The organism is Streptomyces sp. BF23-19 (assembly GCF_041106355.1).
In the GTDB taxonomy this organism is placed as follows: Bacteria; Actinomycetota; Actinomycetes; order Streptomycetales; family Streptomycetaceae; genus Streptomyces; species Streptomyces virginiae_A.
The window spans coordinates 21,767-46,182 of the sequence record NZ_JBGBPT010000078.1; the positions used below are offsets into that span (position 1 = coordinate 21,767).

The window sequence follows — 24,416 nt, forward strand, 5'->3', positions numbered from 1 at the left end:
GGAAGATCGTACGCAGACAGCGGCCGAATGGCATTTGCGCCAGCAGCGGTTCTCAGCCGTTCCCATGGGAGTGCCTGCCCGGTGGTGATCTCCACTGGAACGCTCTGAGAAGGAAGGCAGTGTGCCGTCCGGTGAGGAGAGACCATGTCTGACGCCACGCCCAGTCCTGAAGTCACCGACCTCGGCGCGATCCCAGGATCCGGAGGGGGCCCCGCGGGACCTGCGCCGGGCTCGATCCCGGTGACCGAGATTCACCCGGAAGCCGACAGCGGCCTGACCGTGATCGCGCCGGCCGAGGTAAAGGCGGAAGAGGTGGGCCTGTTCAGCGTCCGGTACAGGGGACTGGTGCCCACACTCGTCCTCACCGGCGGCACGATCGTCCCCTCCCTCATCACCGTCGTGGACGGATCCGGGAACGTCCTGGCCGAGTACGAGGCACGCCCGGCTCCGAAGCGGATCGCGAGCCGGATGCTTCCCGACGACCAGAACGATCTCGTCTGCGCCACCCCCGACTGCAAGCCCATCAGCCTGACCAGGTAGGCCCACGGGCCGGGGCCGCCGTCCCGCACCAGCCCTGGAGCGGGACGGCACCGTCGCCCGGTGGACCGGTCGACTGTCCCTCGTCAGGCGTTGGTGATGACCACTGAGGAGGTGCCTCCATTTCCGAGCACGATCGGCTGGCTGCCCGAGGAGTCCGGGCCGCCAACGCCCGCCGACAGCTCGTTCGCGAGGGAGGTGATGCTGTGCCCACCTTGGTCAAGGGGGGAAATCTGCCACAGCTGATTGTTCGGGTGATGGGGCGGGAGGCTCTTCGTCGTGATCAGCGGGCGCACCGTAATCGGCCGACCAGCCCCATCCGGGGCTACCCATCCTTCGTTGCTGCCGTCCCTCGTGATGGTGTACGCGTTCTGACCGTGCTGAGGCTGCCTCTCAATCTGCCAGCGGGCACCCTCCGCGCTCCCACCCACGACCAGCGTGCCGTTTTCTGCCGCAACCGGCTTCCCGTCGATGTGGAGCTGCTTCGTACTCATGACAATCAACCTCCTGCTCAGCTTCGATCGGGCGACCGAGAGCCCAAGGGAATCTGCACACGGGCAAGCCTCCACAATCGCCGTTTTTCAGACTTTAACGGCATGCGGTGATCAAGCCTGGATGCCACACGCACCAGCGGTCCCTGGCCGGGGCTGCCGGTGAACAAGCGGAGTCTGGCCACCGCGCCCATCGACGCCAGGTGCACCCTTGGTCTCACCCACACGTCCGCCAACTCAACTGCTCAGCCCCGCCAACTGAGGCGCTCATCCGCCACCTGAAGCGCTCAGTCACACGTGTGACTGAGCGCTTCAGGTGGCGGATGAGCGCCTCAGTTGGCGGGGCTGAGCAGTTGAGTTGGCGGACGTGTGGGTGAGACCAAGGGTGCACCTGGCGTCGATGGGCGCGGTGGCCAGACTCCGCTTGTTCACCGGCAGCCCCGGCCAGGGACCGCTGGTGCGTGTGGCATCCAGGCTTGATCACCGCATGCCGTTAAAGTCTGAAAAACGGCGATTGTGGAGGCTTGCCCGTGTGCAGATTCCCTTGGGCTCTCGGTCGCCCGATCGAAGCTGAGCAGGAGGTTGATTGTCATGAGTACGAAGCAGCTCCACATCGACGGGAAGCCGGTTGCGGCAGAAAACGGCACGCTGGTCGTGGGTGGGAGCGCGGAGGGTGCCCGCTGGCAGATTGAGAGGCAGCCTCAGCACGGTCAGAACGCGTACACCATCACGAGGGACGGCAGCAACGAAGGATGGGTAGCCCCGGATGGGGCTGGTCGGCCGATTACGGTGCGCCCGCTGATCACGACGAAGAGCCTCCCGCCCCATCACCCGAACAATCAGCTGTGGCAGATTTCCCCCCTTGACCAAGGTGGGCACAGCATCACCTCCCTCGCGAACGAGCTGTCGGCGGGCGTTGGCGGCCCGGACTCCTCGGGCAGCCAGCCGATCGTGCTCGGAAATGGAGGCACCTCCTCAGTGGTCATCACCAACGCCTGACGAGGGACAGTCGACCGGTCCACCGGGCGACGGTGCCGTCCCGCTCCAGGGCTGGTGCGGGACGGCGGCCCCGGCCCGTGGGCCTACCTGGTCAGGCTGATGGGCTTGCAGTCGGGGGTGGCGCAGACGAGATCGTTCTGGTCGTCGGGAAGCATCCGGCTCGCGATCCGCTTCGGAGCCGGGCGTGCCTCGTACTCGGCCAGGACGTTCCCGGATCCGTCCACGACGGTGATGAGGGAGGGGACGATCGTGCCGCCGGTGAGGACGAGTGTGGGCACCAGTCCCCTGTACCGGACGCTGAACAGGCCCACCTCTTCCGCCTTTACCTCGGCCGGCGCGATCACGGTCAGGCCGCTGTCGGCTTCCGGGTGAATCTCGGTCACCGGGATCGAGCCCGGCGCAGGTCCCGCGGGGCCCCCTCCGGATCCTGGGATCGCGCCGAGGTCGGTGACTTCAGGACTGGGCGTGGCGTCAGACATGGTCTCTCCTCACCGGACGGCACACTGCCTTCCTTCTCAGAGCGTTCCAGTGGAGATCACCACCGGGCAGGCACTCCCATGGGAACGGCTGAGAACCGCTGCTGGCGCAAATGCCATTCGGCCGCTGTCTGCGTACGATCTTCCGCGAAGGCACCGCAGGTGAGCGAGCTACCCCCGCCCTGCCCGCCAACTCACACGCTCACCCGCCATTGTCCCGTCTCAATTGATCTGGTCCGGGCCCGGAGCTGTGAGCTGCGACGACCAGACGGGTTGCGACGGTTGCCTGACGCGGATCTCAATTGAAGTGGTCGGTCAGGGCAGTTCTCCAGAGTTGTCTCAGATGATCTGGTCCGGCAGTGGCGGATCTGGTTGATGCCGGTCTTGGCACGTCTGGCGGGTCTTTTCGCCTCAGGGGGTAGGCGGTGTGGAGCGGGAGTAGCGGTTCGCGAGTCGACGCAGGTGGGTGACCAGTTCCGCGGGCTCGGTGACATAGAAGTCGAAGTCGAGCATGCCCAGATAGACCGCGAGGGTTTGCACCGTATCGGCGCCGGTGGTCAGGACGCAGGTGTTGGCGTCGAGTGCCTCGACCGTGCCGACGGCAGGGTTGATCTGCTCGATCACCGCCGCTGCCGGGGCGTGGACGGTAACCCGTGCGTGGTAGAGCCAGGCAGCGCCCGATACTCGTTGGGAGACGTACACCGCGGCGTCGCCACCAGGCAGTTCGCGCGGGGTGAAGCGCGGCCCGGTCGGAGTGCGGGGCTGGATTCGGTCGGCCCGGAAGGTCCGCCAGTCCTGGCGCTCGACGTCCCATGCCACCAGGTACCAGCGCTGTCCCCAGTTCACCGCCCGATATGGCTCCACGATGCGGCGGGTGGGCGAGCCGGTGTGGTCCAGGTAGTCGAAGCGCAGTCGTTCCTGGTCGCGGCAGGCGGACGCCAGGGTGGTCAGTACCTCCGCGGTGACGGTCGGGGCCGGACGGTCGGCCGGCACGGCCACGGTGTACGTCATGATGGTCCGCACCCGGCGGCGCAGCCGGGAGGGCAGCACCTGCTCCAGCTTGGCGAGCGCCCGCAGGGAGGTTTCCTCGGTGCCGGGGACGGCGCCCTGCGCGGCGGTGCGCAGCGCGACCGTCACCGCGACGGCCTCCTCGTCGTCGAGGAGCAGCGGGGGCATCGCCGCCCCGGCTCCCAGCCGGTAGCCGCCGGTGGTTCCGCGTGTGGCGTCCACGGGGTAGCCGAGCTCGCGCAGTCGGTCGATGTCGTTGCGGACGGTGCGGCCGCTCACCCCGAGGCGCCCGGCCAGTTCGGATCCCGGCCAGGCCCTCGGGGTCTGCAGAAGGGAGAGGAGGCGCAGCAACCGTGCGGATGTATCAAGCATGAGGACAAGCCTGTCGTGCTATTAGGAACGTATCGTGCCTATATTGAGAATACTGTCGTACCCATGGAGAACAAGAGCAACAGCGACGCCCGGATCCAGCCGTTCCGCATCGACGTCCGGCAGGAGGAGCTCGACGACTTGCGGGAGCGGCTGGCACGTACGCGCTGGGGCGGCGAGATCCCCGGCGCCGGCTGGAGCCGGGGGGTGCCCACCGACTACCTCAAGGCCCTGGCCGCGTACTGGGCCGACGGTTTCGACTGGCGCAAGGCGGAGGCGGAGCTTAATGAGTTCCCGCAGTTCACCACCGAGATCGACGGCCAGAACATCCACTTCCTGCACGTCCGTTCGCAGAACCCTGCGGCCGTGCCGCTGCTCCTGCTGCATGACTGGCCCTGCTCGTTCGTGCAGTTCGTCGAGGTCATCCGGCCGCTGGCGGAGGACTTCCACGTCGTTGTGACGTCCACGCCCGGCACTGGCTTCTCCGGTCCGCTCGGCGAGGCCGGCTGGAACACCGGCCGCATCGCGGGGGCGTTCGTCGAGCTGATGGGGCGGCTCGGCTACAGCACTTACGGCGTCCAGGGAACAGGTGGTGGAGCCTGGATCGCTGCGGAGATGGGTCGGCAGGCACCCGACCTGGTCGTCGGCATTCACCTCAACGGCCTGGTCACCTTCCCCTCTGGGGATCCTGCCGAGTTCGAGGGGCTGACCGCGTCCGAGCAGGAACGGCTGGCGCGGCTGGAGGATTTCCAGCAGGACAAGATGGGCTTCAACGCCATCCAGTCCACTCGTCCGCAGACCCTCGCCTACGGACTGCATGACTCGCCGGTCGGCCAACTCGCTTGGATCGCTGAGAAGTTCAAGGAATGGACGGACCCCGCCGCCGAGCTCCCCGAGGACGCCGTGGGCCGCGACCGCCTGCTGACCAACATCAGTGTCTACTGGTTCAGCGGCACGGCGGGCTCCTCGGCGAACTTGTACTACGAGGCGGGCCACGACCCGAGCGCCTGGGCCCCGAAGGCCCGCGGCACCGTCCCGACCGGCGTCGCCGTCGCCCTGCACACCGACATCACCATCCGCCGCTTCGCCGAGCGAGACCACAACATCACCCACTGGACCGAGCTCGAGCGCGGCGGCAACTTCCTCTCACTGGAGCAGCCAGAGGCGTTCGTCGCCGACGTCCGCGCCTTCTTCGGCACGCGCGGCGCCTGACACCTCAAGGTCGGTCTGCCATGGCATCCGATGCGGTCACGGGGCCAGTCTGTCGCCCGCGCGATCTTGGTCCACCGCCTTTCCACTGCTCGCGGAGAACCAGATCATCTGACACGACGAGCGAACCGGACCAGATCACTTGAGACAGGGACCGCATCGACAGAGACAGGACAGCCATCTGAAGCGCTCAGTCACAGTTCCGGCTGTCCTGTGCCATCGATCTTTGATGGATGCGAGTTCGCGTCATCGAAGTTTGATCACAGCTGGTCAGAGCCCACAGGCAGACGCGCCCGGTGGGCGCGGTCCGGCTCGCTCGGCCGGAGCGTGCCATTGTGACCTTGTGCCCTGCGACGTCTTGTCTGATCCGCTGGGGCGCTCGTCCATGCCTGTGTGGCTGAGCGCCCCAGCTGGCGAGGGCAGTGTTTTTAGTGAGATCAGAAGGGCGCCACTGCCTCTACACCGTTGCGCAGGATGCTCGTGGCTCCCTTCACCGCCGCGGGTGCGATGGCGCGGACGTCGGCGTTTTCGACGACCAGGAATGTGTCGAATGAGGACTGGACGATGTCGTCTACCGCGTCCGGCCTCTTGGGGTCGATGAGCGGCTTCTTGCCGCCCAGGGACACGGGTGGGGCGCTGTCTGCGGCTCCCGTCGCGAATCCGAGGATCCCGCGAAGGGGGCCCGTCACCACGCCGTCGGCGTGTGCGGGGGATGCAAGGAGCATGGGAGCGGCCGCGAGTACGAGGACTCCGAGTGCGGTTTGTTTCTTCATGTGGTGATCAACGGTGTAGTGGATCATGGGATACGCGTGAGGGCGGTCGGTAGACCGGATGCAGCAGGCGCACCCGGCGGCTTGGATCCGCACCACGTGTCCTTCCGGACGGATTGATCAAACTTCGCTGTCACTGATCAAAGTTCGATGGCACGGGACAGCGAGCTTGATCGCGCGCGGCCCCGCAGTCGCCTCCAGCTGGTCTGGCGGACCCTGGAAGAGGGACGCGCACGCTGTGAGGGAGGCCCTCGTGATGCTCAGGCCGCCGGTGGAGCCGATGCTGGCGCAGGCCGCGGAAGCCGTGCCGGGCCCGGCCGCTGTGCGGGCGGGGGTGGCGTACGAGCAGAAGCTGGACGGTCACCGGGCGCTCGTCTTCACCCCGGCCGGGCCGGGCGGCACGGTGCTGGTGCAGACCCGCCGCGGGGCACTGGTGCAGGACCGGTGGCCGGACCTGGTGGCGGCCGCCGAGGCGCAGTTGCCGCCCGGCCTGGCCCTCGACGGCGAACTGGTCGTCTGGGACACAGAGGCGGAGCGCTTGTCGTTCGAGGCGTTGCAGCGCCGGGCCGCCACCCGCGCCCGCGGCGCCCTGGCCCTCGCTGTGAAGTGGCCGGCCTTCTTCGTCGCCTTCGACCTCTTGCAGCACGACGGCCAGGAGCTGCTCACCCGCCCGTACGCCGAGCGGCGTGCCCTGCTGGAGAACCTGTTCACCGAGCACGCCCTGACGGCCCCGTGGACGCTCTGCCCTATGACGACGGACCTGGCCAAGGCGCGGGAATGGCTGGAGTCCTGGACCGACGTGTCGGGCGTGGAGGGGATCCTGATCAAGCCCCTGAACAGCCGCTACCTGCCCGGATACCGCGGCTGGACCAAGATCAGAAGGCGGGACACCACGGAGACGATCGTCGGCGCGATCACCGGCACCCCGACCCGCCCGCAACTCCTCGTCCTCGGCCGCCACGACCAGGACGGCCGACTGCGCGCCGTCGGCCGCACCGTACCGCTGCGCCCGGACGCCGCCCGCCAGGTCGCCGAACACCTCACCGCAGCCGCGCCCGGGCACCCGTGGGAGGGTGTGCGCTTCTCCGCGAAGTGGGGGAGCCGCGACGTCCTCGACACCACCCTCGTTCACCCCGCCCTGGTCGCCGAGGTCAGCGCGGATCGCGCCATCGACCACGGCGGCAACTTCCGCCACCCGCTCGGCTTCCAGCGCCTGCGCCTGGATGCAACCGTGGAGGATGTGCCGCGGTTCGGGGCTGGGCCGGCTACGGCCGCCGGGTGAGCGGTCGGCGGAGGGCTGTGCGGAGGCTGGGCCTTGGCCGGTCCCGGCATCACCGTTTATCGGTTCCCGCCGCGTGGCCAACAGGCGCGCCGGCGGTCATTGGTGCACCCGTTTGCCGACGGCGGGCGCCCTCTGCGGAGGCCAGCGGGTTACGCGGAGCGCGCCCCTGGGGTGTCCGGTGCACGGGGGCACGTGGCAATGGAAACAATGGTCGATATGCGGACATATTGGGTGTATCAGTTTCGGGATGGCCCGGAGCGCAAGGTCGTCGAGGTCTTGGCCGAGCAGGATGGAAGGCCTCGGCGGATCCGGGTACGGGAGTGCCCCGGTACGCGCGGGTTGGTGGACGGGTATGTGCTGCAGCACGTCGATGCGGCGGCCCGGGCCGCCGTCTACACCTGGGTGCGGCGCGGTGAGCCCGGACCGGTCGCCGCCCATCTGCTGGAGCTCCTGGCCGAGGTCTGCCCACAGGAAAACGCCTGGTGATGTTCGAACGGGTGGGTGGCAGCGCCGGGGGCTGAGCTGCGTGCGGCTGCCGGAGATTGGGCCGCCCGCAGGCCGCGACTACCCGCGGGTCCAGCGGGCGAGGAGGGCGCGTACGCTCTTGCCGCCTTCGGGCCTGGGCGTGACGACGGTGGCGAGGGCGAGGTCGTTGACCATGTGCCAGCCGAATCCGCCCGTCCCGTCGACGAGGTCGGGGGTCCGCATCCGCGGCATCCGCGGGCTGGGATCCTCGACGGCGACCTCGATCGTGCCGGGGTGGGCGGCGAGGCGGAGGGTGTAGGCGCCACCACCGTGGCGCAGGGCGTTGGTCACGAGCTCGGAGACCACCAGGACGACTGTGTCGGCCTGCTCCCGACCGATGGCCGGCTGCCCGAGGGCTTCGAGGAACGCGCGGGCGGCCTGGCGCGCCCCGGCGACGGCGGACGGAGAACGAAGGGCTGTGCGCTCGGCGCTCATCGTGGTCATCGCGCGCTCCGGGTCTGTTGTCGGGGTCCGGCCCTACCTGCCCGGTCGTTGTGCCCCCGCCGGCAGCCGCTCAACCCGGCAGCACCCGATTACCTCAGAGACACGCACACGAAAATCTATGTCGGCCGGAGTAGACATTGGGCGATGGCGTGGCTATGGTTTCTCTCGTAGCCCAGTCAAGAAGGGCCCGGCAGAGACGAACTGCCGGGCAGCAGTACTCGCAGTACCGCAGTACCCGTAGTTGCAGTGCGCAGGGCGGTGCGGTGGTGGAGTTCCGAAGCCAGGGTTGTTGCAGGACGGCGACGGGACTGACGACCGGACCGGGTGGCCCGCAGTGATCAGGGGCCGCCGTCAGCAGTAGCAGTACCGCAGTGGCAGTACCCGTAAGTGCAGTACCCAGCAGTGAAGTCAGTGCGCGGTACCTCGGTGAAGGCGTCGGCTGCGGGCGCGCGTACCGGGAGGTTCGGCAGTGGGGTTCTAAGCCAGAGCAGATGCAGGATGGGCGACGGGGCTGGCTGCCGAAGAGTGGCGCTTGGGTGAGGCCACGAGCAGTACAAGCGGTTCGCAGTAGCAGTACCGGCAGTACGCAGTACCAGCAGTACAAGTTCCCGTTTGGTAGGACCGAGGGAAGAACGGAGGAATTGGGCGCCATCAGGATCGCCCGGGCCGGTAGTACGAAGCCCGGGTACCGCAGGACATCGATAGTGAGGTGGTCTCCGGTCACGCATCCGCGATCCCCGTACCCCGACAGCATCTCGGTCGGGCATGCGGACACAGAAGGCCGGCGCAGTACTGAGGGCCGGCAGATGGTGTAGCAGTTCCTTCGGGGCCCTGGTGTCGTACGCACCAGGGCCCCTCCCCGCGTTCTGACTCCTTTCCCCACCTGTTTCGCAGTGAGGTGCGATGACAGCAGACGACCCGATCAGCCGTCTCGACGACGACGGCTACCCCGCCTACACCATGGGCCGAGCCGCAGACATGCTCGGCACCACCCAGGGCTTCCTCCGCGCCATCGAAGAGACCCGCCTGATCACCCCGCTGCGCTCCGCCGGCGGACACCGCCGCTACTCCCGCCACCAGCTGCGCATCGCCGCCCGCGCTCGGGAGCTCGTCGACCAGGGCACTCCCATCGAGGCGGCCTGCCGCATCGTCATCCTCGAGGACCAGCTCGTAGAAGCCCAGCGGATCAACGATGAATACAGCCGCACCGCCGAACCGGCGAACCCGACAGCTGCGGCTTGAGGCAGTACGCGCCCTCCCGCTTCGCGGAGGTGCCGGCTGCCGAAAGGAAGTCCAGGGCGAGGACGGCGGGGAGCAGCCCGCCTCAGCGGCAACGCCGGGCCGGCCCCGGCCGGGGTCCAGTCGCCGGGAGTGGGAACGGAAGGGGCGGGGCCGAGGCGTACGTCGATTCCGTTATCCCGGGTATGCGCGGTATGGGGAGCGCCGCCCCCGTGCCGGGTGGAGCCCCGGGTAGGGCGCTCCGCCCGTGCCCTGGCCCTCTCCTCTGTCCGACGGAACGGAAAGTGGCTTCTGATCATGAATTCCTCCGAGACAGTGCGTCCCCCTCCCGTACGGGCGGATGCGGGGAGCGACTTCGCACGGCTCTCCCGGAAGATCCAGGAAGCCGGGCTCATGGCCCGGCGCCCCCGGTATTACGCACTGCGCATCGCAGCCGTGACGGCCCTGTACGCCGCCGGGTGGACGGCCTTCGTTCTGATCGGCGACAGCTGGTGGACGCTGCTGGTGGCCGGTTTTCTGGCCTTCGTGTTCGGGCAGGTGGCGCTGCTCGCTCATGACGTCGCCCACCGGCAGGTGTTCCGGCTGCGCAAGGGCAGGGAGGTGTCCGGGCGCGTCGCCGGGAACCTCGGCATCGGCATGGGGTACGGCTGGTGGCAGGACAAGCACACACGGCATCACGCCAACCCCAACCACGAGGACCTCGATCCCGACCTCGACCCGGACATCTTCGTCTGGACGCAGGACCAGGCCCACGCGGCCAGGGGGCTGCCGCGGCTGCTCGGCCGATCGCAGGCGTTCCTGTTCTTCCCGCTGCTCACGCTGGAAGGGTTCAACCTGCACGTGTCCGGGGTGCGGTCGCTGTTCGACCGCTCGCTCAAGCACCGCATGTGGGAGGGGGCCCTGCTCACGGCGCACCTCGCCGCCTACCTCGGCGCGTTGTTCCTGGTGCTGCCGCCCGGCAAGGCGGTCGTGTTCCTCCTCGTCCACCAGTGCCTCTTCGGCGTCTGCCTCGGCTCGATCTTCGCCCCGAACCACAAGGGCATGCCGATCCTGACGGGCGCCGAGCGGCCCGAAGCCTTCCTCCAACACGAGGACGCGGAGATCATGCTGAGCTTCCCTGGTCTGGGAGCCCAGCTCGGAGCCCGCGTGCTGGCCGAGCTCGGCGACGACCGGGGCCGGTTCGCCGACGCCCGCGGCCTGAAGGCATATGCGGGGTCGTCGCCAATCACCCGGGCCTCCGGCAAGAAGTCCAGCATTACCCGCCGCCGGATCAAGAACGACCGGCTCAACCACGCCGGCTACCTGTGGGCCTTCTCGGCCCTACGCGCCTCACCCGGGGCCATGGCCCGCTACCGGCACCGCCGCGACGAACGCGGAGACTGGCACGCCTCCGCCCTGCGCAACGTCTTCAACAACCTGATCGGCCAGCTCCACCATTGCCTCCAGCACCGCAAACTATTCGATGAACAGACGGCCTTCTCAACCACCGCTGAGCAGGCGCCGCAGGCAGCGTGAGGCGCTGATCAGTTGGCCTGAGTTGTCTCCTCAGCGAAGTCAAGGCACGTACGCCGGGCTGGGGGGCGCCAAATGAGAGCGTCTGCGATCTCGGAACGAAGAGGGTGGGCCTGCCAGTGGCCCGTGATGTCCTGCCAGTGCTCGATCACGGCATTGCGGTCGCTTCCCTTCCTCATCCGGCTGTAGACGAGGTCGAACTCGTAGACGTGACCCCCATCTGACAGAACGACACCAGTCTCCGACTCGGGGCCGTCAGGGAAGAGATGGACGAGGACTGCGGTGGGGATGGTCAGCCCACGCTCGGCGAGCAGCTCTCGTAGACGTGCCCAGAGGCTGAACGGACTCGCCCGCATCAGTCGAGTGCAGGTGACAAGCATCAACGATCTTCGGCCGCTAGGCGGGTGCCCGTAGAGCAAGGAGGCCAGGGGCCCCCAGGCTTCATACAGCTCAGCCGAGATCAGCGCGTCACGGTGCACCTGTCCGCTTGCAGATGAAGGTGCGAAGGCCGGGGAGTCCCGGAAGGACGCAGCCGCTGCCCGGGAGCGGGACTGCCGGCTGGGATGAGACGACTCGTGCCGGAGTCGGCCAGGGGGCTTACGAGGCATGGGCCTTTCGGATGGTCATGCCTCGTATCTTGCCATGTCCACATCCCTCTTCGGACAGCCCAAGCCGGCTGTGCAACGTCAACTTGACGCCTAGCTTCGTGAGGTGTCTCCGGTTTTCGCAGGAAAGTGGGTCCGGGTGGACACCATCACGGCCAAGCGGCACATCTTCTCGATACTGGACGTCGACGGCGACGGGGTCATCTCCCGCCAGGAGTATCTGGCCCGGCCCGAACGCGCGGCAGCGGCCCTGGGCCGGGCGGGCGACGATCCGCTCGTGTCCTTGGCACGCACCGCGCACGAGAGGGTGTTCGCGTCGATGGACGCGAACCTGGACAGCCGGGTGACCTTCACGGAGTACGAGGCGTGGGCGGGCGGGGAGGCCTTCGACGAGGTGTGCAGGCCAGCTCTGGGATCACTGTTCGACCCGGCCGACACCGACAGCGACGGCCATCTCGACCGGGCGGAGTTCACCCGGCTGCGCCAGGCCCTGGGCAACCCCGCCGACAATGCCTGTTCGGCGTTCGACGCGCTGGACGAGGACGGTGACGGCCGTGTCGATCGCGACGCCTACCTGGCACAGATCCGTTCCTTCGTCACCGACGGATCCTCTCCCATGGCGCTGGCTCTCCACGCAGAGGCCGGTAGCTGACGACATGAGGACCGGCGGCTCCGGTGCCCGCCCACCGGCAGCAGGCTGTGCCGGCAAGGGGCAGGGACGCGGGCGGTGACACGGCGTCGGGCGGGGGAGAACGGACTGATGAGAGGGGCGAGGTCGCGTGGTGGTGATGACGGACCGGCATCGCCGGTCGCTAGCAGCGTGCTGGACGGGACAGTACTGGTCGTGTGCGGCTGGTGGGCCCAGCAGTCCGGGTGCGAGGCCGTGGGCCTGGTGGCCTCGTGCCTGCTGGCCCGGGAGTCGTCGATGCGCCTGATGAAGGCGACCGAAGGGGCTGCCGATGACGGGACCGGTCATGTCATAGGCCGCCTTTAGCCTGTCGTCATGCAGACCACTCTGATGATCTACGACGGCACCGCGTCGGCCGACTCCGACGTCCCGCGTACCGGGGGTGTGCCGTTGGCTCCTGCGGGATTCACGTGGCCCATGTGCGGTTGTTTCTGTGGAGGGCCGCTGCAGTTCTTTGCTCATCTTCCTGTCGAGGACGGCGTCCTGTCGGTGTTCCTGTGCCAGAACGACCCGGGCGCATGTGAGTTCTGGGACGCGAGTTCCGGCGCGAACCGGGTCTACCTGTTTCCCCGGGAGGGACTGCAGCCGGTGGCTGTGCCCGAGACGGGAGTGACGCTGCTGCCCACGACATCGGCCATCCGTACCCAGGTCGTGACGGTCGACCCCGAAGACGACGACCACGATGACGACGACGAACTCGTGCCTGACGCATACGACCTTGCCCGCTCGGGATGGAAGCGGGAACCCGAGGAACGATTCGGTAAGCAACGCGAAGTGCTCGGGTCGCTAGGAGGCAGCCCCTCCTACCTCGAGGACGACCGACTGCCCGCATGCCCCTCCTGCGCCGGCACGATGGAATTCGCGGCGCATCTGGAGGAAGGGATCTCCTGGCAGACCGCGATGAACCTCGGCGGTCAGCTGGGCTACGTCTTCGTCTGCCGCGCTTGCCGCGAAGGTGCCTTCCTCACGGACTAAGCACATCGGACGCCAGGCATTTGGTCCCAAGGCGCGCCCCGCTCGGATGACGCCGGCCTGGCCGGCCTCCGGCGGCCACAGCCGCTCGTCCTCGGCTCTTCGACCAGACGCTACGACCAAAACGGCGGGCTTCGCGCCGTCGGCCGCACTGCGCCCCTGAAACCGAACGCCTCCTGCTCTCTCGCCGACCACCCCACCCAGGCCGGCCCCGACCATCCCTGGACCGGCGTACGATCCACGGTCACCTGGGGCGGCCGCGAATCCCTCGACCTGATGCTGGTTCTTCGAGCTGGTTGCGGAAGCCGGCGCGGACACCGCCATCGACCGAGATGCGTGGAGACATCCGCTGCGCTTCGTACGGCTGCGCCTAAAGGGTGTTGCAGAAGGTTCGTCTTGGGCCATGGGAGTCGTCGGGTCTCGCGGCATGGGCGGCTTCGTCGGGCTGATGGTCGGATCGACGGCCGTGCATCTGGCAGCTCATGGCCGGTGCCCGGTCCTCGTCGTGCGTGGGCAAGGTGAGGGCATGGGGCCGATCGTGGTGGGTGTCGACGGCTCCTCGGCCGCTTCCGGAGCGGTTGACTTCGCCTTCGCCGAGGCGGTGCTGCGCGGGGTCGACATCGTTGCTTTGCACGCCTGGACCACCTGGAACACGCCGATGCCACCGCCGCAGGACGAGGCGATGCCGTACGCGAACGAGCCGCAAGCCCTGAAGGCAAGGCAGGAAGCTCTGCTGTCCGAGGTGCTCGCGGGCCACCAGGAGAGATACCCGGGGGTGCAGGTGAAACGCGAAGTTGTGCAGGGCGGGACCCGGGAGACGCTGATCGAGGCGAGCCGCACGGCTCAGCTGCTGGTGGTCGGCGCGCGCGGGCGCGGAGGTTTCGCCGGACTGCTGCTGGGATCGGTGAGCCAGGCACTGCTGCATCATGCACACTGCCCAGTGGCGGTGGTCCGCAGCCCCGGCGAGAGCCCCTGACCGCCGCCGCCCGTGCCCTTCGGCCGCGGCGGAATGCGGTACCTCGATCGTGTACCAGCATTTACGGATCTCTGTTCTCAGTCGTCCGTTCCATCCGGGAAGGCCCCGCGCCGAGGGCTCAGCTGGTGAACGGAGGGAACGGGATGACATTCTCCGGTGCCAGGACGGGTTCTGCCGACGCATCGTGCCCCTGGGTGAGAACGGCGCTGGCGAGGGTCAGGCTGGTTACCAGATGGCGGAGGTCTTCGATCTCGGCCCGTTGGTTCGCGACGGTCGTCCTGAGCTTGGCCACGGTCGCCCGTAGCCGCTCCTCCGCCTCCGGGACCCGCCCCTAACTTGCGAGAGGCCCTGTGGCGGACCGCACAAGACATCCATCCAGCGATGCGCAAGCACGCCGACGACGCGCACGCGCTGGAAGGGCTGCTGCGGATTCCGCGCACGCGTATCAACACCGCCGGCCCCGTCCAGGTCACCCGCCCGTCGACGCCGACGACGACCACGCCGTCGAATTGCAGGTCCTCGCGATCGATCTTCTCGGGCACCTCACCGCCGATCAGCTCGACCGCATCCACGAGCGCTTCGCACCCGACGACGCCGAGCTCAGCACCGCCCTGGCCCACGACACCGTCCTGCCGGAGCCGCGCGCCCGAACCCTCGCCGACGCCTTCGGGTACTTCTGGCTGGGCGAGCTCGACGCCGCCGCGTGCATCGCCCTGCCCCAGGTCGAGCAGATCCTCAGACAGCTCCTGCGCTCCCGACTCCCGATCGTCTCCGTGGCGAAGGGGAAGACACCCGGCACCGTCGACCCGCTCAAGGACTGACAGCCGGCCATCTCACACGCGCTTCGCCAACTTCCGGAAAGGCGTTTACGTATGCTCCAGAGCACCGTCGGGCGGGTGCCCGACCGACGGTGCGCTGCCGGCCACCCACCACACCCTGACCGTGACCGGCCTCGCCATCGACACCCCCGCCTACACGTCACCCGAGCAGGCCCGCGGGGACACCACCCTGGGCACGCCCAGCGACCTCTACTCGCTCGGTTGCCTCCTCCACGAGCTCGTCACTGGCAGCATCCCCTTCACCGGCACGGGCTGGCAGATCCTCAACCAACACCTCAACGACGCGCCGGCCCCGCTGTCCGCCCTGCGCCCCGGCACCCCCCGCGAGCTCGAGCAACTGGTCCTGGAACTCCTCGACAAGAACCCCGACCGCTGGCCGACCGCGGCCGACACCCGCGCACGGCACCCGCGCACCGCCACCGCCCCGGACTCCACGCAGCCCAGCCCCGGATGCCGTAGCGCACCAGCTGGCCTCGTAAGCCCTAGGAGAGGCTATTCAGTGTTACTTCGGCGATGCGGTCGAGGGCGTCGAATTGGATGTTCACCGGGCTGCCTCCGGGGAGCTCGGCCGTGAGACTTCTGTCCGTCTGGCTCACAGGGAGGCCATGGTGGTCGAAGAATCCCATGACGGCCAGCCGCGGGGAGTGCCCGATGAGACCCGCGCCAGCCACGAGGATCCGCGGCAGCGCGACGGGGTCCAGCGGTGCCTGAGGAACCTGCGGGTCGTCGGGCAGGAAGTACAACTGCGTTCCGGAGCCGGCGGGGACTCCGATGTAACCCGGGGCCTGGGCCACGCCCATCCCGGCGAACGCGAGGGTCTCGGCGGCGCGCCGCGGGTCGGGGAAGCCCGACAGGTCCAGCGTCGGGGCCGTGAGTTCCGCTATGCCGTGGGCCCGTCCGTAGCGCTCGACGGCGGCCGAGAGGGCGACTACTTCGGTGCCTTGCAGGCCGGGGTTTGCCCAGCCCCACATCCACGACCGCTCCTCGGCGTCGTAGGTGCCGAGCACCGAGACGCGCAATTCGAGGGTGCCTTGGCGGTACAGGCAGGACGGCAGGTCCGCCGTCCACGGGCCTTCGGGTAGGAACGAGCCGAGGGCCTCGAGCTGGGCCACGCCCCAGGCGGTGTGGCGCTCGGTCTCGGACAGGAACGGGTCGCCGAATCGCGTGATCATGACATCGACCTTATGCGGACGGCCTGACGGGTCCGCAGCATAGGGTCGCTGCTGGCGGGCGGCTGTCCCAGTCAGAGAGCACTTGTGAGCCGCTGGCGCCGTCTGGCGGAGCGTGAGGCCTCGTCGGACCGGCGTTGAGCAGGGTTTCAGCAGATGCGCTCGAGCATCGCTTCCGGGAGGAGCAACGGCAGGTCATGACCGTGTACCCAGCCCATGTCCCAGTGGACGGGGCCGGGCAGGGGCCCAGCAGCGGCACCGGCTCGGGCGTTCACCGTACGGGCGGCCCGGTCCCGCGACGGTGCCGAGCGATCTAAGAGCGCCCCCGTGGGCGGCCGCGTTCGACGGTGACCTCGGGCGGCCAAACGCCATGAGCGATGAGGTGCGCCACGGCATGGCCGGCCGCCTCGAAGGTGACGGTCTCGCGGTCGGCGTGGGTGCCGCTCTGCCCATTGGACAACGGGTAGCCGCCGGAAGAGTCTGTGCCGCGCGGATCGATGAGGTGTTCGCCGAGGTCGCCGTTCTCGTTCAGCAAGACGACCCTGGCGCGCTGGCCGTTGGTGACCACAGTCAGGATGTGCCCCGCCTCATTCTCGAATCGCGTCTCCTGCGTGGCCCAGTCCCACCGGTGTCGAAGGAGCTGTCGAGCCTCCTCGCCGGAGTAGGAATGGTCAGCAGAACCCTGCAGGTGCCAGCGGCTGGTGTGAGACAAGGTGCTCCTCGGTCGGTCTGGCAGCTCCTGACCATTCTCGACCCTGAGCGCGCGCCGAGGGCTTGGGTGAGTCGGCTGCCTTCGGCATGTTCAGCGTCCGGGTCGATGACATGCCGAGGGCACGTCTGCACCCGGCAACCAATGTCCCCACTTGCGCGTCGGACACCACATGGAACGCGAATGGCTCTTCTCGCTCATACCGCTGCTGATCGGCGTGAGCTTCCTCTGCGCTGGTGGGTATGGACTCCGCCGCGCCCGCGCGCTCCGACGCACCGGAATTACTGCGGTAGGCCGAGTTGTGCGTCACGACACCCGGCGAGACGACGACGGAGCCAAGTACCACCACCCTGTCGTCGCCTGGACGACCCGGGACGGCCGCGACTGCACGTACCCCTCCAGCTTCGGCCGGGGCACCGTTCTCCACGGCTACGGCATCGGCAACTCGGTCGCGGTCCTCTACGACGAGGAGAACCCCCGCCGCTTCGAGATCCGAGGCTGGGACAACCCGTCGGTCTACCGGGTGTTCACCGTCGTGGGAGCGGCGCTCACAGCTGGCACCCTGTCCGTTCTCCTGGTCTTGCTGATCAGTGCCTGAGCACCACGGGCGCCCGCCAGGAACCCTAGGTCCGTGACCTGTGACAGCGAAGCTGGACCATTGTCATCGAAGTTGGACGGACGGCTGTTTACGCCAGCGAAGATGGATCACTGCATGGTTGAAGACAGCGAAGCCGGATCGGCAGGGGCTTGAGCTGCGCGATCCCGGAGTCCGGCTCGCCGGAGGACCGCTCTTTGCCGGCAGGTGCCCGAGCACCACTGGCGGGCGCGGGACGGCTCGAGGTGAGCCGTGGAGGTTCCGCATGCCGCACATTCCCGCTGGTCACAGCCTCTGGTGAACTCCTGCTCGAAGGAGTGGTCCGAGCACCAGGGGTTCGGCCTGAGGGGCTGGAAGGGGCAACGGCAGGTCAGCCAGGACGAACAGGCACACCCAGAAGATCTGCACCCGACTAGGTTCACGTCCAGAGCGTCAGCACTTCTCCTTCCGCGCCTGCTGGATCAGCGGCTCGGCCTCGTCCAGCGTGAAGGTGACCTGCCAGGTCTCGGCCGCCCGGTGCAGGGTGTCGGCGAACTCCTGGTAGCCGTGGTCCTGTTGAGCCGCGTCGGCGGCGCGGTTGGTCGCCGTGTTCAGGTACTGCTCGGCGGTCTGGTAGTAGGGGTCGGTCAGATTTGACGGCCGGGGGCGGGCGAGGTGGTCGGTCAGCTGCTGCAGGGAGGCGCAGGCGGACTTGGCAAACTCGCGCGACGCCACCGTGGCCTTGGAGGGCGTCGAGCTGCAGGCCGCCAGGGAGAGCGTGGACGCCAACAGCAGGGGCAGGGGCAGTGACAGGCGAAGTATCAGCTGACGTCGACTAGTCATGGGTCAATCCTAGTCAGCATGACGGCCTGACCGCCCGGAAATCCGGTGGGCCCGCAGCCACCGTCCCGCCCGCCCCACATCTGGGCCTTGTCTGCTCTGGCCTGCAACGCGGCCATCAACGACGGCACCGCTTCCGCCCACTCTCGCCTCAACGCCCGCGCACCTCGGCGGGCTCGTCACCCGCTACCTTGCCGCAGCCGACAGCCTCGCCGGCGCGCGTACCTTCGAAGAGCGTCACGTCGCCGGCTTCGCAGCCCTGCGCACCACGGACCTGTCCGCCCTGGCCTGCCAGGAGGTCCGCCCCGTCCGGGAAGGACTTCTCCGTCTGGTCAGGTCCATCCCGCAGGACCCCGCCCAACTGACTGCCTGGTACGAGATGTACCTCGACCAGTCCTGACACCCGCCGACCCTGGAAGAAGGAGAACCGCACGATGAGCGATCAATCGTCAGACCCGGCACGGTTCACCGGCCGCATCGCACGCGGCAAGGCGCGGCCGACGCCGACGCCGGCCAGGTGGCGGCCATGCTGAGGCGCGCCCTGCACACCGTCGAATGCCGCGAGCTCGGGCCGGAAGCCGCCCAGCAGTAGTTCGGACCGTTCGCGGACACCGTGGAGGGGGGCGTGACCGTGTTCCTGGACGAGGACGATGTCCGGGCCCGCCATCCCGGCCACGAAGAGCTGCACCAGCTGGCGCGCGCGGTGCGTGAGCGAGGACCGGCCGTGGACGTCGCTCTGGTGGCGCCGACGCCCTCCGTCATGCTCCTGGACGAGATGTCCCACGTCGTCGGCAAGGCGGCCGAACCGGTCCAGGGTGCGGGGGGTCGGCTGTACGAGCCGCGACGGCCGCTGCGACCGGTCCGGTGGCACCCGAGCGCTGCCCGCGCGGCGGCGGACGACCGAGAACTTTGGGGCGGGAGGCCGCAGCGCCGCGCGAGCCCGCAGCGCAATCCGAACCCGCGACTGTCCCAAGGGCGGCGAGCGCCGATCCGGGGTGAGGGGGCCTGACCTGCGGAAGCGGCCCAAGGAAATCTCCTTCGGCCGCAGTTCGGAAACTGGATACGCTGTCGCCGCCGGCCTGTGTGCCGGCCTTCAACCGGGCAGGGCCCGTGACCAACCAGGGGGACCAGATGACCACCACGAAGACTTCACGCACGGCAGCACCCGCGTCTGCCAGCACCCCGGACCAGCCCGTCGTCTACTTCAGCGACGAGGCATCCGCCGTGATGGCGCCCCTCCCCGGCCCTGCCCGGCGCCTGCACTCGCCCCTGGAGACCCTGACGTGGCAGGCGCCCCCCGCCCTGGAGGACGAGGACGACGACCTGCGGTGACGACACGGGCCCCGGCCGTCGCCGTGCAACGGCGGTTGAAGGCAACGGCGCGGGCCGGCGCCGTCGGGCGGACGGAGCTGCCCGAGCTCCGCAGTGCGCAGGGCTTGTTGGGCCCGGGTCCGGGCCCGGTTCCGGGCGGCTTGGCGGAACGGCTCCGTGCCGCGTGGGAGCGGTTCGCCCGGACCGGGGACCCGGGCTGGGGCGTGGACCGCACGGCCGGGCCTCCTTCCCGAGCTCATGCGTATCCGACGAGGGAAGTCGTCGGGCTGTGCACGGAGGGGGCCCGGCCCTCGTGGAGTCGGGTCAGCTGGGTGGTGGCGGTCCGCCGGCGGCGCGCGTACACCACCGCACCGGCGACCGCCGCCAGGGCTGCGGCACCGGTGACGGACAGCGGCTGCCAGGACGCCTCGGCAGCCGGTTTCCCGGACGCGGCGGCGACCTGCTCCGGCTGGTCCTCCACGAGGCCGCCGTACCCGCCGGCCAGGCCCTTGCGGTCGTACTCAGAGCCGGGCATCTTGTCGCCGTAGCGGGCGGTGACCAGCTTCTGGTAGACGGCGAGGGTGATGCCGCGCTTTCCGCCGAGGCCGGTGGTCGCCTCCTCGTTGAGCGGCTCGACCATGCCTTCGGCGGTGAGCCGGTACCAGGCGTGGATCTGCGGCTCGGTGAAGGTACGGGCCTGTGGGGTGCCGCGCTCGGCAAAGCCGACCTCGGCGTCCCCGTCCCGGATGCCGGCCAGCTGCCAGCCCTCCGCACCGACGTTCTGCACACCGCTTCCCGTCGGAGCCGCGTTCCCCTTGGGCGCGAGCAGAACGGCGGCGTGCTTGCCGTCGGAGGCGGTCACCCGGGACGCCAGGTAGGAGAGCCGGAGCGCCGTCTGCGGGGTCGCCTGGGTCTTGCCGGTCACGAACTCGGGGCTGATCTCGAACATCGGGACCGGGTCCTTGGTGAGATCGAACCCGGGCGGCGCGGCGACCGCGGCGGGCGCGTTGCCGGGAGCGCCGACGGCGCCGCCGTCAGCGGCGGAGGCAGTGCCGGCCTGTCTGGCCGAGACCAGGAAGCGGGAGACGGTGTCGCGGAGTTGGTCGCTCCGGAGGGCCTGCTGGGCGGACGGGTAGCCCGCGATGTCGTCGCCCTCCGCAGCGTGTGCGGGAACGATTCCGCACAGGGCGGCGGCGAGCGCGGTCGTGGCGAGGACGGCGGCCCGGACTGCCGCATGCTTCGTGTGTCGCATGGTCTGCATGGTCGGTCTGCTCCTCAGCCCTGGATGCCGATGCGGGAGTGGGTCCACTGGAACGAGTTGTTGTTCGCGTAAGTGGAGTGGTTCCACCAGGTGTAGGTCTGGGTGGTCTGCCACGGGTCGCCGACCGCGATCATGTTGGTGGCGCTGTCGTATCCGTAGATGACGTTCATGTGACCGCCTCCGGTGCGCCAGCCGAACCGGACGGCGAACGGCCGGCCTGCGGCGACCTCGGCGGCGGACTCACTGAACGAGGCGTTGCGGTACAGGCTGCGGCCGCTGTTCCTCAGCCCAAGCCTGGCCAGGCCGTTGGCCATGTCTTCCAGCGTCGCGGGCTGGTTGTTGTCTGTCCCGGACAACCACCTCTCCGTCCGGAACCTACCTGCGGTGTCCTGTCCAGGGGGTCCGGACAACCCAACTCCCCTCCATCGTCTGCCTCACGCCGCAGATCGCGGGACCAGCAGACCGTAGGAGCACTTCATGAACGACACCATCGCCATCGCGGCGGACCTTCTTTCCATCGCCGCCGCCCTCCTGTCCGTGGGCCTGGAGATCTACCGCGACCGCAAGGACAAGGACAAGGAACAGGAGCACCGGAACGAGGAGGGGACCGGGCGCTGAGAGGACGTGGGACGCGCCTCTGACCGGGGAGCAGCCGCAGGACGGGGGTCTGCGCCCAAGACGCGTCGAGTGTTCACCAGGACACTGCCCCTGAGCAGGACTCAGGGACAGCTGGCCGGTGCCCGTCCCGCGCGCGGACCGCCCCGACTGCAGCGCTCGGCTGGGTCGGGGCGACGCTGTCCGCGGCCTTCGATGTCGCGGTCGCGCTCCGCAGGCGCGACCGATCAGCGGTCCGTCCGCCAGGATCCCGCGCCCAGACGGCGATGGGCCGACACGGGCGCCCCTGCTCGGCGGAGGACGTCGGGGGATTCGACTGTTCGGCGTGCGCCAGTTCGGCGGCGAGACGGCCGCGCAGGCCCGGCACGGGCGGCAGGGAGGAAAGTTCTGCTCCCGCACTGCCCGCGGACCCGCCCCGTCTCATCTACCCCGTCGACCAGAGCCACGTCGACGCAAAGTACAGCCGCCCCCTGAGCGACAGGTCCATCACGGTCCGGTACATCTGGCCCGACCTCGTCAGCGCGTGGGCCGCCCGGGACGAGGCGATGGTGGACGAGATCTGGGACGACGTCATCACCGACCTCGACTCCGACTACGCCGCCTACGCCTACGTCTCCTCCGTCGGCATCGGAGCCTGACCGGTCACTCTGCACACGACTGCGCCCCGGCCCGTGCGGCCGGGGCGCAGTCGTGTGTCCGCGGCGGCATCTGCACGCCCGAGCGGACCGTCCACCACCTACTTGGCCGAGGGGTCGGCGATCGGTGTGGTGGTGTTGCTCACAGACGAGGCCGGCTGGGCGGGCCCGGCCTCGCGCGGTGCGCCGGCCGTGCCGGTGTCCCAGCAGCCCTCGGTGTGGAGGCGGGCCGGGAGCCGGCCCGCGCCCATTCCGCGCTCCACCAGTCACGCCACAGGCGCCGGTTGCTGCCGCACCGTAGCGGCCTCGCGCTCCTCGGCCGCGGCAATGCCCCGCTTGGCGCGCCCCAGCTCGCCCCGCAGGTGGATGACCAGAGTCCGCAGGCGGGGGAGGTCGGCGGCGGGCATCGGTCTACTTCCCGTACTGGGCCCTTCGCGTCACCAAACCCATGATCCAGCGTGTCGTTTTGCCTGAAAAGCTCACCTTCTGCAGTTTTTGTATCACGCTGCGTGATCATCCGGCACCCTCTCGCACCTCGACGTGATCCCGAGGACCACCATGACCAAACGCGCCCTGCTCGTGGGCATCGACCTCTACCCGGATCCGCGAAACAACCTTAACTCCTGCGTCGCCGACACGCTCGCGATCAGGAACATGCTCGAAGGGTTGTACGACTTCGACCCCACGGACATCCAGCTCGTACACAACCAGAACGCGACGCTGACCAACGTCCTCGACCAGCGGCTGTTCACCGGAGTGACTTCCGGAGACCAGATCGTCTTCTTCCAGTCCTCCCACGGATACAGCTATCCCGAGGGCAGCACCATGGTCGAGGTGCTCTGCCTCTACGACGGCTTCCTCAAAGACACCGACCTGGTAGGCCGCACCCTTGCACTGCCGCCGAACGTGCTGACGGTGATCCTGGACTCCTGCCACTCCGGCGGCATGAGCAAGCGATTCGTCACCACGCAGAAGAACGGGTCCACACAGTGTCACGTCGCCAAGGGCAAGTTCTGGACGCCCGACCCGGAACGAGCCGACCGCGACGCCCAACTGCTCGCACAGGTGACCCAGTTCAAGTTCTTCGGCCGATCGGCCACCGCCGACGCCGGAGCCATCGCCAAGAACCTCATGATCAACCCGGTCGGCGTCCCGGCGGCCAAATCGGTCAAGGAAGCCGCGGCCGAACTCAACGGAGTGTTGTTCTCGGCCTGCCTGGCGAACGAGACGGCAGCCGCGGGAAGCCCGCCCACCGATCAGCTGTCCGCCTTCACCTACGCGCTAATCAACGACATCCGTCCGGACCTACCGGTGGCTGAACTCAACAGGCTGGTGAGCCAACGCCTCGACCGGCTCAACATGACCCAGCACCCCATCGCCATGGCACCTTTCGCGCAGCCACACCTGCTCACCCAGACCCTCTTCTCCACGGGCGGCGGGACCAAGTCCTTCAAACCCGACGAGCAGATCTCGAACATCGGCGACTCAGTCGAGGCGTGGCTGTACGAGAACCTGAGCGATCGCTAGGAGGCCTACTTGCCGAGGTCGTCGAACCCAGCCGCTCAGGCCAGTCCCCAGACCGCCAGGAAGAAGCAGGCGCCGCCTGCCGCACCGAATGCCCCGAAACCCCAGCAGAAAGCCCCGAAGAAGGGCAGCGGTGCCAGTGGCGCCGCGAAGAACGCCGACGACCATCGGCAAGATCACTCAGGAGCGGAGAGATGACCGCTACATCACTCGACCCCAGGGCCGAACGGTTCAAGGAGCAGCTTGAGGCGGCCTTCGCCGGGGACGCCTCCGGCAAGGACTTCGAGACGTCCAACGCCTACGGCGACGTGGCGACGATCACCTGGTCGCTGCTGGAGAACTACGTCGCCGCCGCCGAGGCCAACCCCAAGGGCTACAAGGTGGCCACCAAGGACTTCGTCGACACCAAGGTCGACAACGTGCCGGACGAGAAGATCTGGCCCCTCGTATGGCAGGCGGTCGAAGTCCTCGGGCCGCTGATCATCGACATCGCCACCAAGGACTTCAAGCCGCAGAAGAAGGACCTGATCTCGGCGATCGACAGCGTGCCCGCACACCGGCGCAAGGACCCGGGCTGGGTCGACTACGCCACCACGCTCGCGCTGATCCTCGCCGAGGGAACCGTGCAGGTCCTGTCCGACAAGAAGGACTTCGCCACGTCCGGGCAGTACCCGACGATGCCCAAGCCGCCGAAGGACTCCGATCCGGCCTACTTCCGGGACGCCCTGACCTTCGCCACCTCGAGCACCAAGTTCCTGGATTTCTCGTTCCACTTCTGACGACCGTGGACGGCGCGGGCCCGGACGACGACAGACCCCAGCCCTCCCCCCCCTCCCC

Annotated in this window: 31 protein-coding genes and 1 pseudogene; 20 read left to right on the plus strand and 12 right to left on the minus strand. The window is 68.6% G+C overall.

Annotation, left to right across the window (positions count from 1 at the left end; genetic code table 11):
• Positions 1-144: 144 nt before the first annotated feature.
• Positions 145-540, plus strand: coding sequence for a hypothetical protein (locus AB8A24_RS33370; protein ID WP_328959694.1), 396 nt, complete (start codon positions 145-147; stop codon positions 538-540).
• Between the two features lie 83 nt (positions 541-623).
• Here AB8A24_RS33370 and AB8A24_RS33375 read toward each other — a convergent pair whose 3' ends face one another.
• Positions 624-1,031, minus strand: a complete 408-nt coding sequence (locus AB8A24_RS33375; RefSeq protein ID WP_369478380.1) for an I66 family serine proteinase inhibitor — start codon at positions 1,029-1,031, stop codon at positions 624-626.
• A gap of 588 nt (positions 1,032-1,619) precedes the next feature.
• On the opposite strand from AB8A24_RS33375, the gene AB8A24_RS33380 reads away from it, so the two are divergent.
• The gene (locus AB8A24_RS33380) at positions 1,620-2,027 is read left to right on the plus strand and encodes an I66 family serine proteinase inhibitor (protein WP_369478380.1); all 408 of its coding nucleotides are present in this window, start codon (positions 1,620-1,622) and stop codon (positions 2,025-2,027) included.
• Between the two features lie 83 nt (positions 2,028-2,110).
• On the opposite strand, the gene AB8A24_RS33385 is transcribed toward AB8A24_RS33380, so the two are convergent.
• Both AB8A24_RS33385 and AB8A24_RS33390 read right to left on the minus strand, forming a co-directional pair.
• Positions 2,111-2,506: a hypothetical protein gene (locus AB8A24_RS33385; RefSeq protein ID WP_328959694.1), complete on the minus strand. Its 396-nt coding sequence runs from the start codon at positions 2,504-2,506 to the stop codon at positions 2,111-2,113.
• A 408-nt stretch (positions 2,507-2,914) separates the two neighbouring features.
• Positions 2,915-3,883 (minus strand): YafY family protein, encoded by a 969-nt coding sequence (locus tag AB8A24_RS33390; protein ID WP_328959693.1) that lies wholly within the window; start codon positions 3,881-3,883, stop codon positions 2,915-2,917.
• 63 nt (positions 3,884-3,946) lie between these two features.
• Here AB8A24_RS33390 and AB8A24_RS33395 point away from each other — a divergent pair, with 63 nt between their 5' ends.
• The gene (locus tag AB8A24_RS33395; protein WP_328959692.1) at positions 3,947-5,092 is read left to right on the plus strand and encodes an epoxide hydrolase family protein; all 1,146 of its coding nucleotides are present in this window, start codon (positions 3,947-3,949) and stop codon (positions 5,090-5,092) included.
• A 434-nt stretch (positions 5,093-5,526) separates the two neighbouring features.
• Here AB8A24_RS33395 and AB8A24_RS33400 read toward each other — a convergent pair whose 3' ends face one another.
• Complete coding sequence (locus AB8A24_RS33400; RefSeq protein WP_328959691.1) at positions 5,527-5,889, minus strand: hypothetical protein; 363 nt, start codon at positions 5,887-5,889, stop codon at positions 5,527-5,529.
• Between the two features lie 226 nt (positions 5,890-6,115).
• Between AB8A24_RS33400 and AB8A24_RS33405 the strand changes: the two genes are divergently transcribed.
• Together AB8A24_RS33405 and AB8A24_RS33410 are read left to right on the plus strand one after the other, a co-directional pair.
• On the plus strand, positions 6,116-7,141 hold the full coding sequence (locus AB8A24_RS33405; protein ID WP_369478381.1) for an ATP-dependent DNA ligase: 1,026 nt from the start codon (positions 6,116-6,118) through the stop codon (positions 7,139-7,141).
• Between the two features lie 342 nt (positions 7,142-7,483).
• On the plus strand, positions 7,484-7,627 hold the full coding sequence (locus tag AB8A24_RS33410) for a hypothetical protein (protein ID WP_328959690.1): 144 nt from the start codon (positions 7,484-7,486) through the stop codon (positions 7,625-7,627).
• Between the two features lie 78 nt (positions 7,628-7,705).
• Here AB8A24_RS33410 and AB8A24_RS33415 read toward each other — a convergent pair whose 3' ends face one another.
• Positions 7,706-8,110, minus strand: coding sequence for an ATP-binding protein (locus tag AB8A24_RS33415; RefSeq protein WP_328959689.1), 405 nt, complete (start codon positions 8,108-8,110; stop codon positions 7,706-7,708).
• Positions 8,111-9,013: 903 nt separating this feature from the next.
• Between AB8A24_RS33415 and AB8A24_RS33420 the strand changes: the two genes are divergently transcribed.
• The 6 genes and pseudogenes from AB8A24_RS33420 to AB8A24_RS33445 form a co-directional block, all read left to right on the plus strand.
• Positions 9,014-9,352 (plus strand): helix-turn-helix domain-containing protein, encoded by a 339-nt coding sequence (locus tag AB8A24_RS33420; protein ID WP_369478379.1) that lies wholly within the window; start codon positions 9,014-9,016, stop codon positions 9,350-9,352.
• A 294-nt stretch (positions 9,353-9,646) separates the two neighbouring features.
• Positions 9,647-10,864, plus strand: coding sequence for a fatty acid desaturase (locus AB8A24_RS33425; RefSeq protein ID WP_369478378.1), 1,218 nt, complete (start codon positions 9,647-9,649; stop codon positions 10,862-10,864).
• Positions 10,865-11,605: 741 nt separating this feature from the next.
• Positions 11,606-12,118: an EF-hand domain-containing protein gene (locus AB8A24_RS33430; protein WP_369478377.1), complete on the plus strand. Its 513-nt coding sequence runs from the start codon at positions 11,606-11,608 to the stop codon at positions 12,116-12,118.
• Between the two features lie 168 nt (positions 12,119-12,286).
• A complete protein-coding gene (locus tag AB8A24_RS33435) occupies positions 12,287-12,460 on the plus strand; it encodes a hypothetical protein (protein ID WP_266478830.1) in 174 nt (57 codons plus the stop codon).
• Positions 12,461-12,469: 9 nt separating this feature from the next.
• Positions 12,470-13,129 (plus strand): hypothetical protein, encoded by a 660-nt coding sequence (locus AB8A24_RS33440; RefSeq protein ID WP_369478376.1) that lies wholly within the window; start codon positions 12,470-12,472, stop codon positions 13,127-13,129.
• 400 nt (positions 13,130-13,529) lie between these two features.
• Positions 13,530-14,102, plus strand: a pseudogene (locus AB8A24_RS33445) (universal stress protein); the annotation flags it as partial.
• Positions 14,103-14,220: 118 nt separating this feature from the next.
• Here the strand turns inward: AB8A24_RS33445 and AB8A24_RS33450 are convergent.
• Positions 14,221-14,394: a hypothetical protein gene (locus tag AB8A24_RS33450; RefSeq protein ID WP_266478820.1), complete on the minus strand. Its 174-nt coding sequence runs from the start codon at positions 14,392-14,394 to the stop codon at positions 14,221-14,223.
• Between the two features lie 217 nt (positions 14,395-14,611).
• On the opposite strand from AB8A24_RS33450, the gene AB8A24_RS33455 reads away from it, so the two are divergent.
• Both AB8A24_RS33455 and AB8A24_RS33460 read left to right on the plus strand, forming a co-directional pair.
• Positions 14,612-14,923 carry a hypothetical protein gene (locus AB8A24_RS33455; protein WP_328959684.1) on the plus strand — a complete coding sequence of 104 codons (312 nt, stop codon included), beginning with the start codon at positions 14,612-14,614 and terminating at the stop codon, positions 14,921-14,923.
• 121 nt (positions 14,924-15,044) lie between these two features.
• Positions 15,045-15,515, plus strand: coding sequence for a hypothetical protein (locus AB8A24_RS33460; RefSeq protein WP_369478375.1), 471 nt, complete (start codon positions 15,045-15,047; stop codon positions 15,513-15,515).
• On the opposite strand, the gene AB8A24_RS33465 is transcribed toward AB8A24_RS33460, so the two are convergent.
• Together AB8A24_RS33465 and AB8A24_RS33470 are read right to left on the minus strand one after the other, a co-directional pair.
• Positions 15,424-16,113 (minus strand): DUF6882 domain-containing protein, encoded by a 690-nt coding sequence (locus AB8A24_RS33465; protein WP_369478374.1) that lies wholly within the window; start codon positions 16,111-16,113, stop codon positions 15,424-15,426. The two genes, AB8A24_RS33460 and AB8A24_RS33465, sit on opposite strands and share 92 nt — an antisense overlap.
• 310 nt (positions 16,114-16,423) lie before the next feature.
• On the minus strand, positions 16,424-16,822 hold the full coding sequence (locus tag AB8A24_RS33470; RefSeq protein WP_328959681.1) for a hypothetical protein: 399 nt from the start codon (positions 16,820-16,822) through the stop codon (positions 16,424-16,426).
• A 169-nt stretch (positions 16,823-16,991) separates the two neighbouring features.
• Here AB8A24_RS33470 and AB8A24_RS33475 point away from each other — a divergent pair, with 169 nt between their 5' ends.
• Positions 16,992-17,417: a DUF3592 domain-containing protein gene (locus AB8A24_RS33475; protein ID WP_328959680.1), complete on the plus strand. Its 426-nt coding sequence runs from the start codon at positions 16,992-16,994 to the stop codon at positions 17,415-17,417.
• 429 nt (positions 17,418-17,846) lie between these two features.
• Here AB8A24_RS33475 and AB8A24_RS33480 read toward each other — a convergent pair whose 3' ends face one another.
• Positions 17,847-18,236, minus strand: a complete 390-nt coding sequence (locus AB8A24_RS33480) for a hypothetical protein (protein ID WP_328959679.1) — start codon at positions 18,234-18,236, stop codon at positions 17,847-17,849.
• Between the two features lie 622 nt (positions 18,237-18,858).
• Between AB8A24_RS33480 and AB8A24_RS33485 the strand changes: the two genes are divergently transcribed.
• Both AB8A24_RS33485 and AB8A24_RS33490 read left to right on the plus strand, forming a co-directional pair.
• Positions 18,859-19,242 carry a hypothetical protein gene (locus AB8A24_RS33485; protein ID WP_328959678.1) on the plus strand — a complete coding sequence of 128 codons (384 nt, stop codon included), beginning with the start codon at positions 18,859-18,861 and terminating at the stop codon, positions 19,240-19,242.
• 122 nt (positions 19,243-19,364) lie between these two features.
• On the plus strand, positions 19,365-19,565 hold the full coding sequence (locus AB8A24_RS33490) for a hypothetical protein (RefSeq protein WP_266478792.1): 201 nt from the start codon (positions 19,365-19,367) through the stop codon (positions 19,563-19,565).
• 235 nt (positions 19,566-19,800) lie between these two features.
• Here AB8A24_RS33490 and AB8A24_RS33495 read toward each other — a convergent pair whose 3' ends face one another.
• Both AB8A24_RS33495 and AB8A24_RS33500 read right to left on the minus strand, forming a co-directional pair.
• Positions 19,801-20,796 carry a hypothetical protein gene (locus tag AB8A24_RS33495; protein ID WP_328959677.1) on the minus strand — a complete coding sequence of 332 codons (996 nt, stop codon included), beginning with the start codon at positions 20,794-20,796 and terminating at the stop codon, positions 19,801-19,803.
• Between the two features lie 23 nt (positions 20,797-20,819).
• A complete protein-coding gene (locus AB8A24_RS33500) occupies positions 20,820-21,161 on the minus strand; it encodes a papain-like cysteine protease family protein (RefSeq protein ID WP_328959676.1) in 342 nt (113 codons plus the stop codon).
• A gap of 121 nt (positions 21,162-21,282) precedes the next feature.
• On the opposite strand from AB8A24_RS33500, the gene AB8A24_RS33505 reads away from it, so the two are divergent.
• Together AB8A24_RS33505 and AB8A24_RS33510 are read left to right on the plus strand one after the other, a co-directional pair.
• On the plus strand, positions 21,283-21,423 hold the full coding sequence (locus tag AB8A24_RS33505) for a hypothetical protein (protein ID WP_328959675.1): 141 nt from the start codon (positions 21,283-21,285) through the stop codon (positions 21,421-21,423).
• A gap of 263 nt (positions 21,424-21,686) precedes the next feature.
• Positions 21,687-22,058 (plus strand): hypothetical protein, encoded by a 372-nt coding sequence (locus AB8A24_RS33510; RefSeq protein WP_328959674.1) that lies wholly within the window; start codon positions 21,687-21,689, stop codon positions 22,056-22,058.
• Positions 22,059-22,156: 98 nt separating this feature from the next.
• Here AB8A24_RS33510 and AB8A24_RS33515 read toward each other — a convergent pair whose 3' ends face one another.
• Positions 22,157-22,318 carry a hypothetical protein gene (locus AB8A24_RS33515; protein WP_328959673.1) on the minus strand — a complete coding sequence of 54 codons (162 nt, stop codon included), beginning with the start codon at positions 22,316-22,318 and terminating at the stop codon, positions 22,157-22,159.
• 295 nt (positions 22,319-22,613) lie between these two features.
• Here AB8A24_RS33515 and AB8A24_RS33520 point away from each other — a divergent pair, with 295 nt between their 5' ends.
• Together AB8A24_RS33520 and AB8A24_RS33525 are read left to right on the plus strand one after the other, a co-directional pair.
• Positions 22,614-23,582: a caspase family protein gene (locus AB8A24_RS33520; RefSeq protein WP_328959672.1), complete on the plus strand. Its 969-nt coding sequence runs from the start codon at positions 22,614-22,616 to the stop codon at positions 23,580-23,582.
• A gap of 191 nt (positions 23,583-23,773) precedes the next feature.
• Positions 23,774-24,358, plus strand: coding sequence for a hypothetical protein (locus tag AB8A24_RS33525; RefSeq protein WP_328959671.1), 585 nt, complete (start codon positions 23,774-23,776; stop codon positions 24,356-24,358).
• The last annotated feature ends 58 nt before the right edge of the window (positions 24,359-24,416 follow it).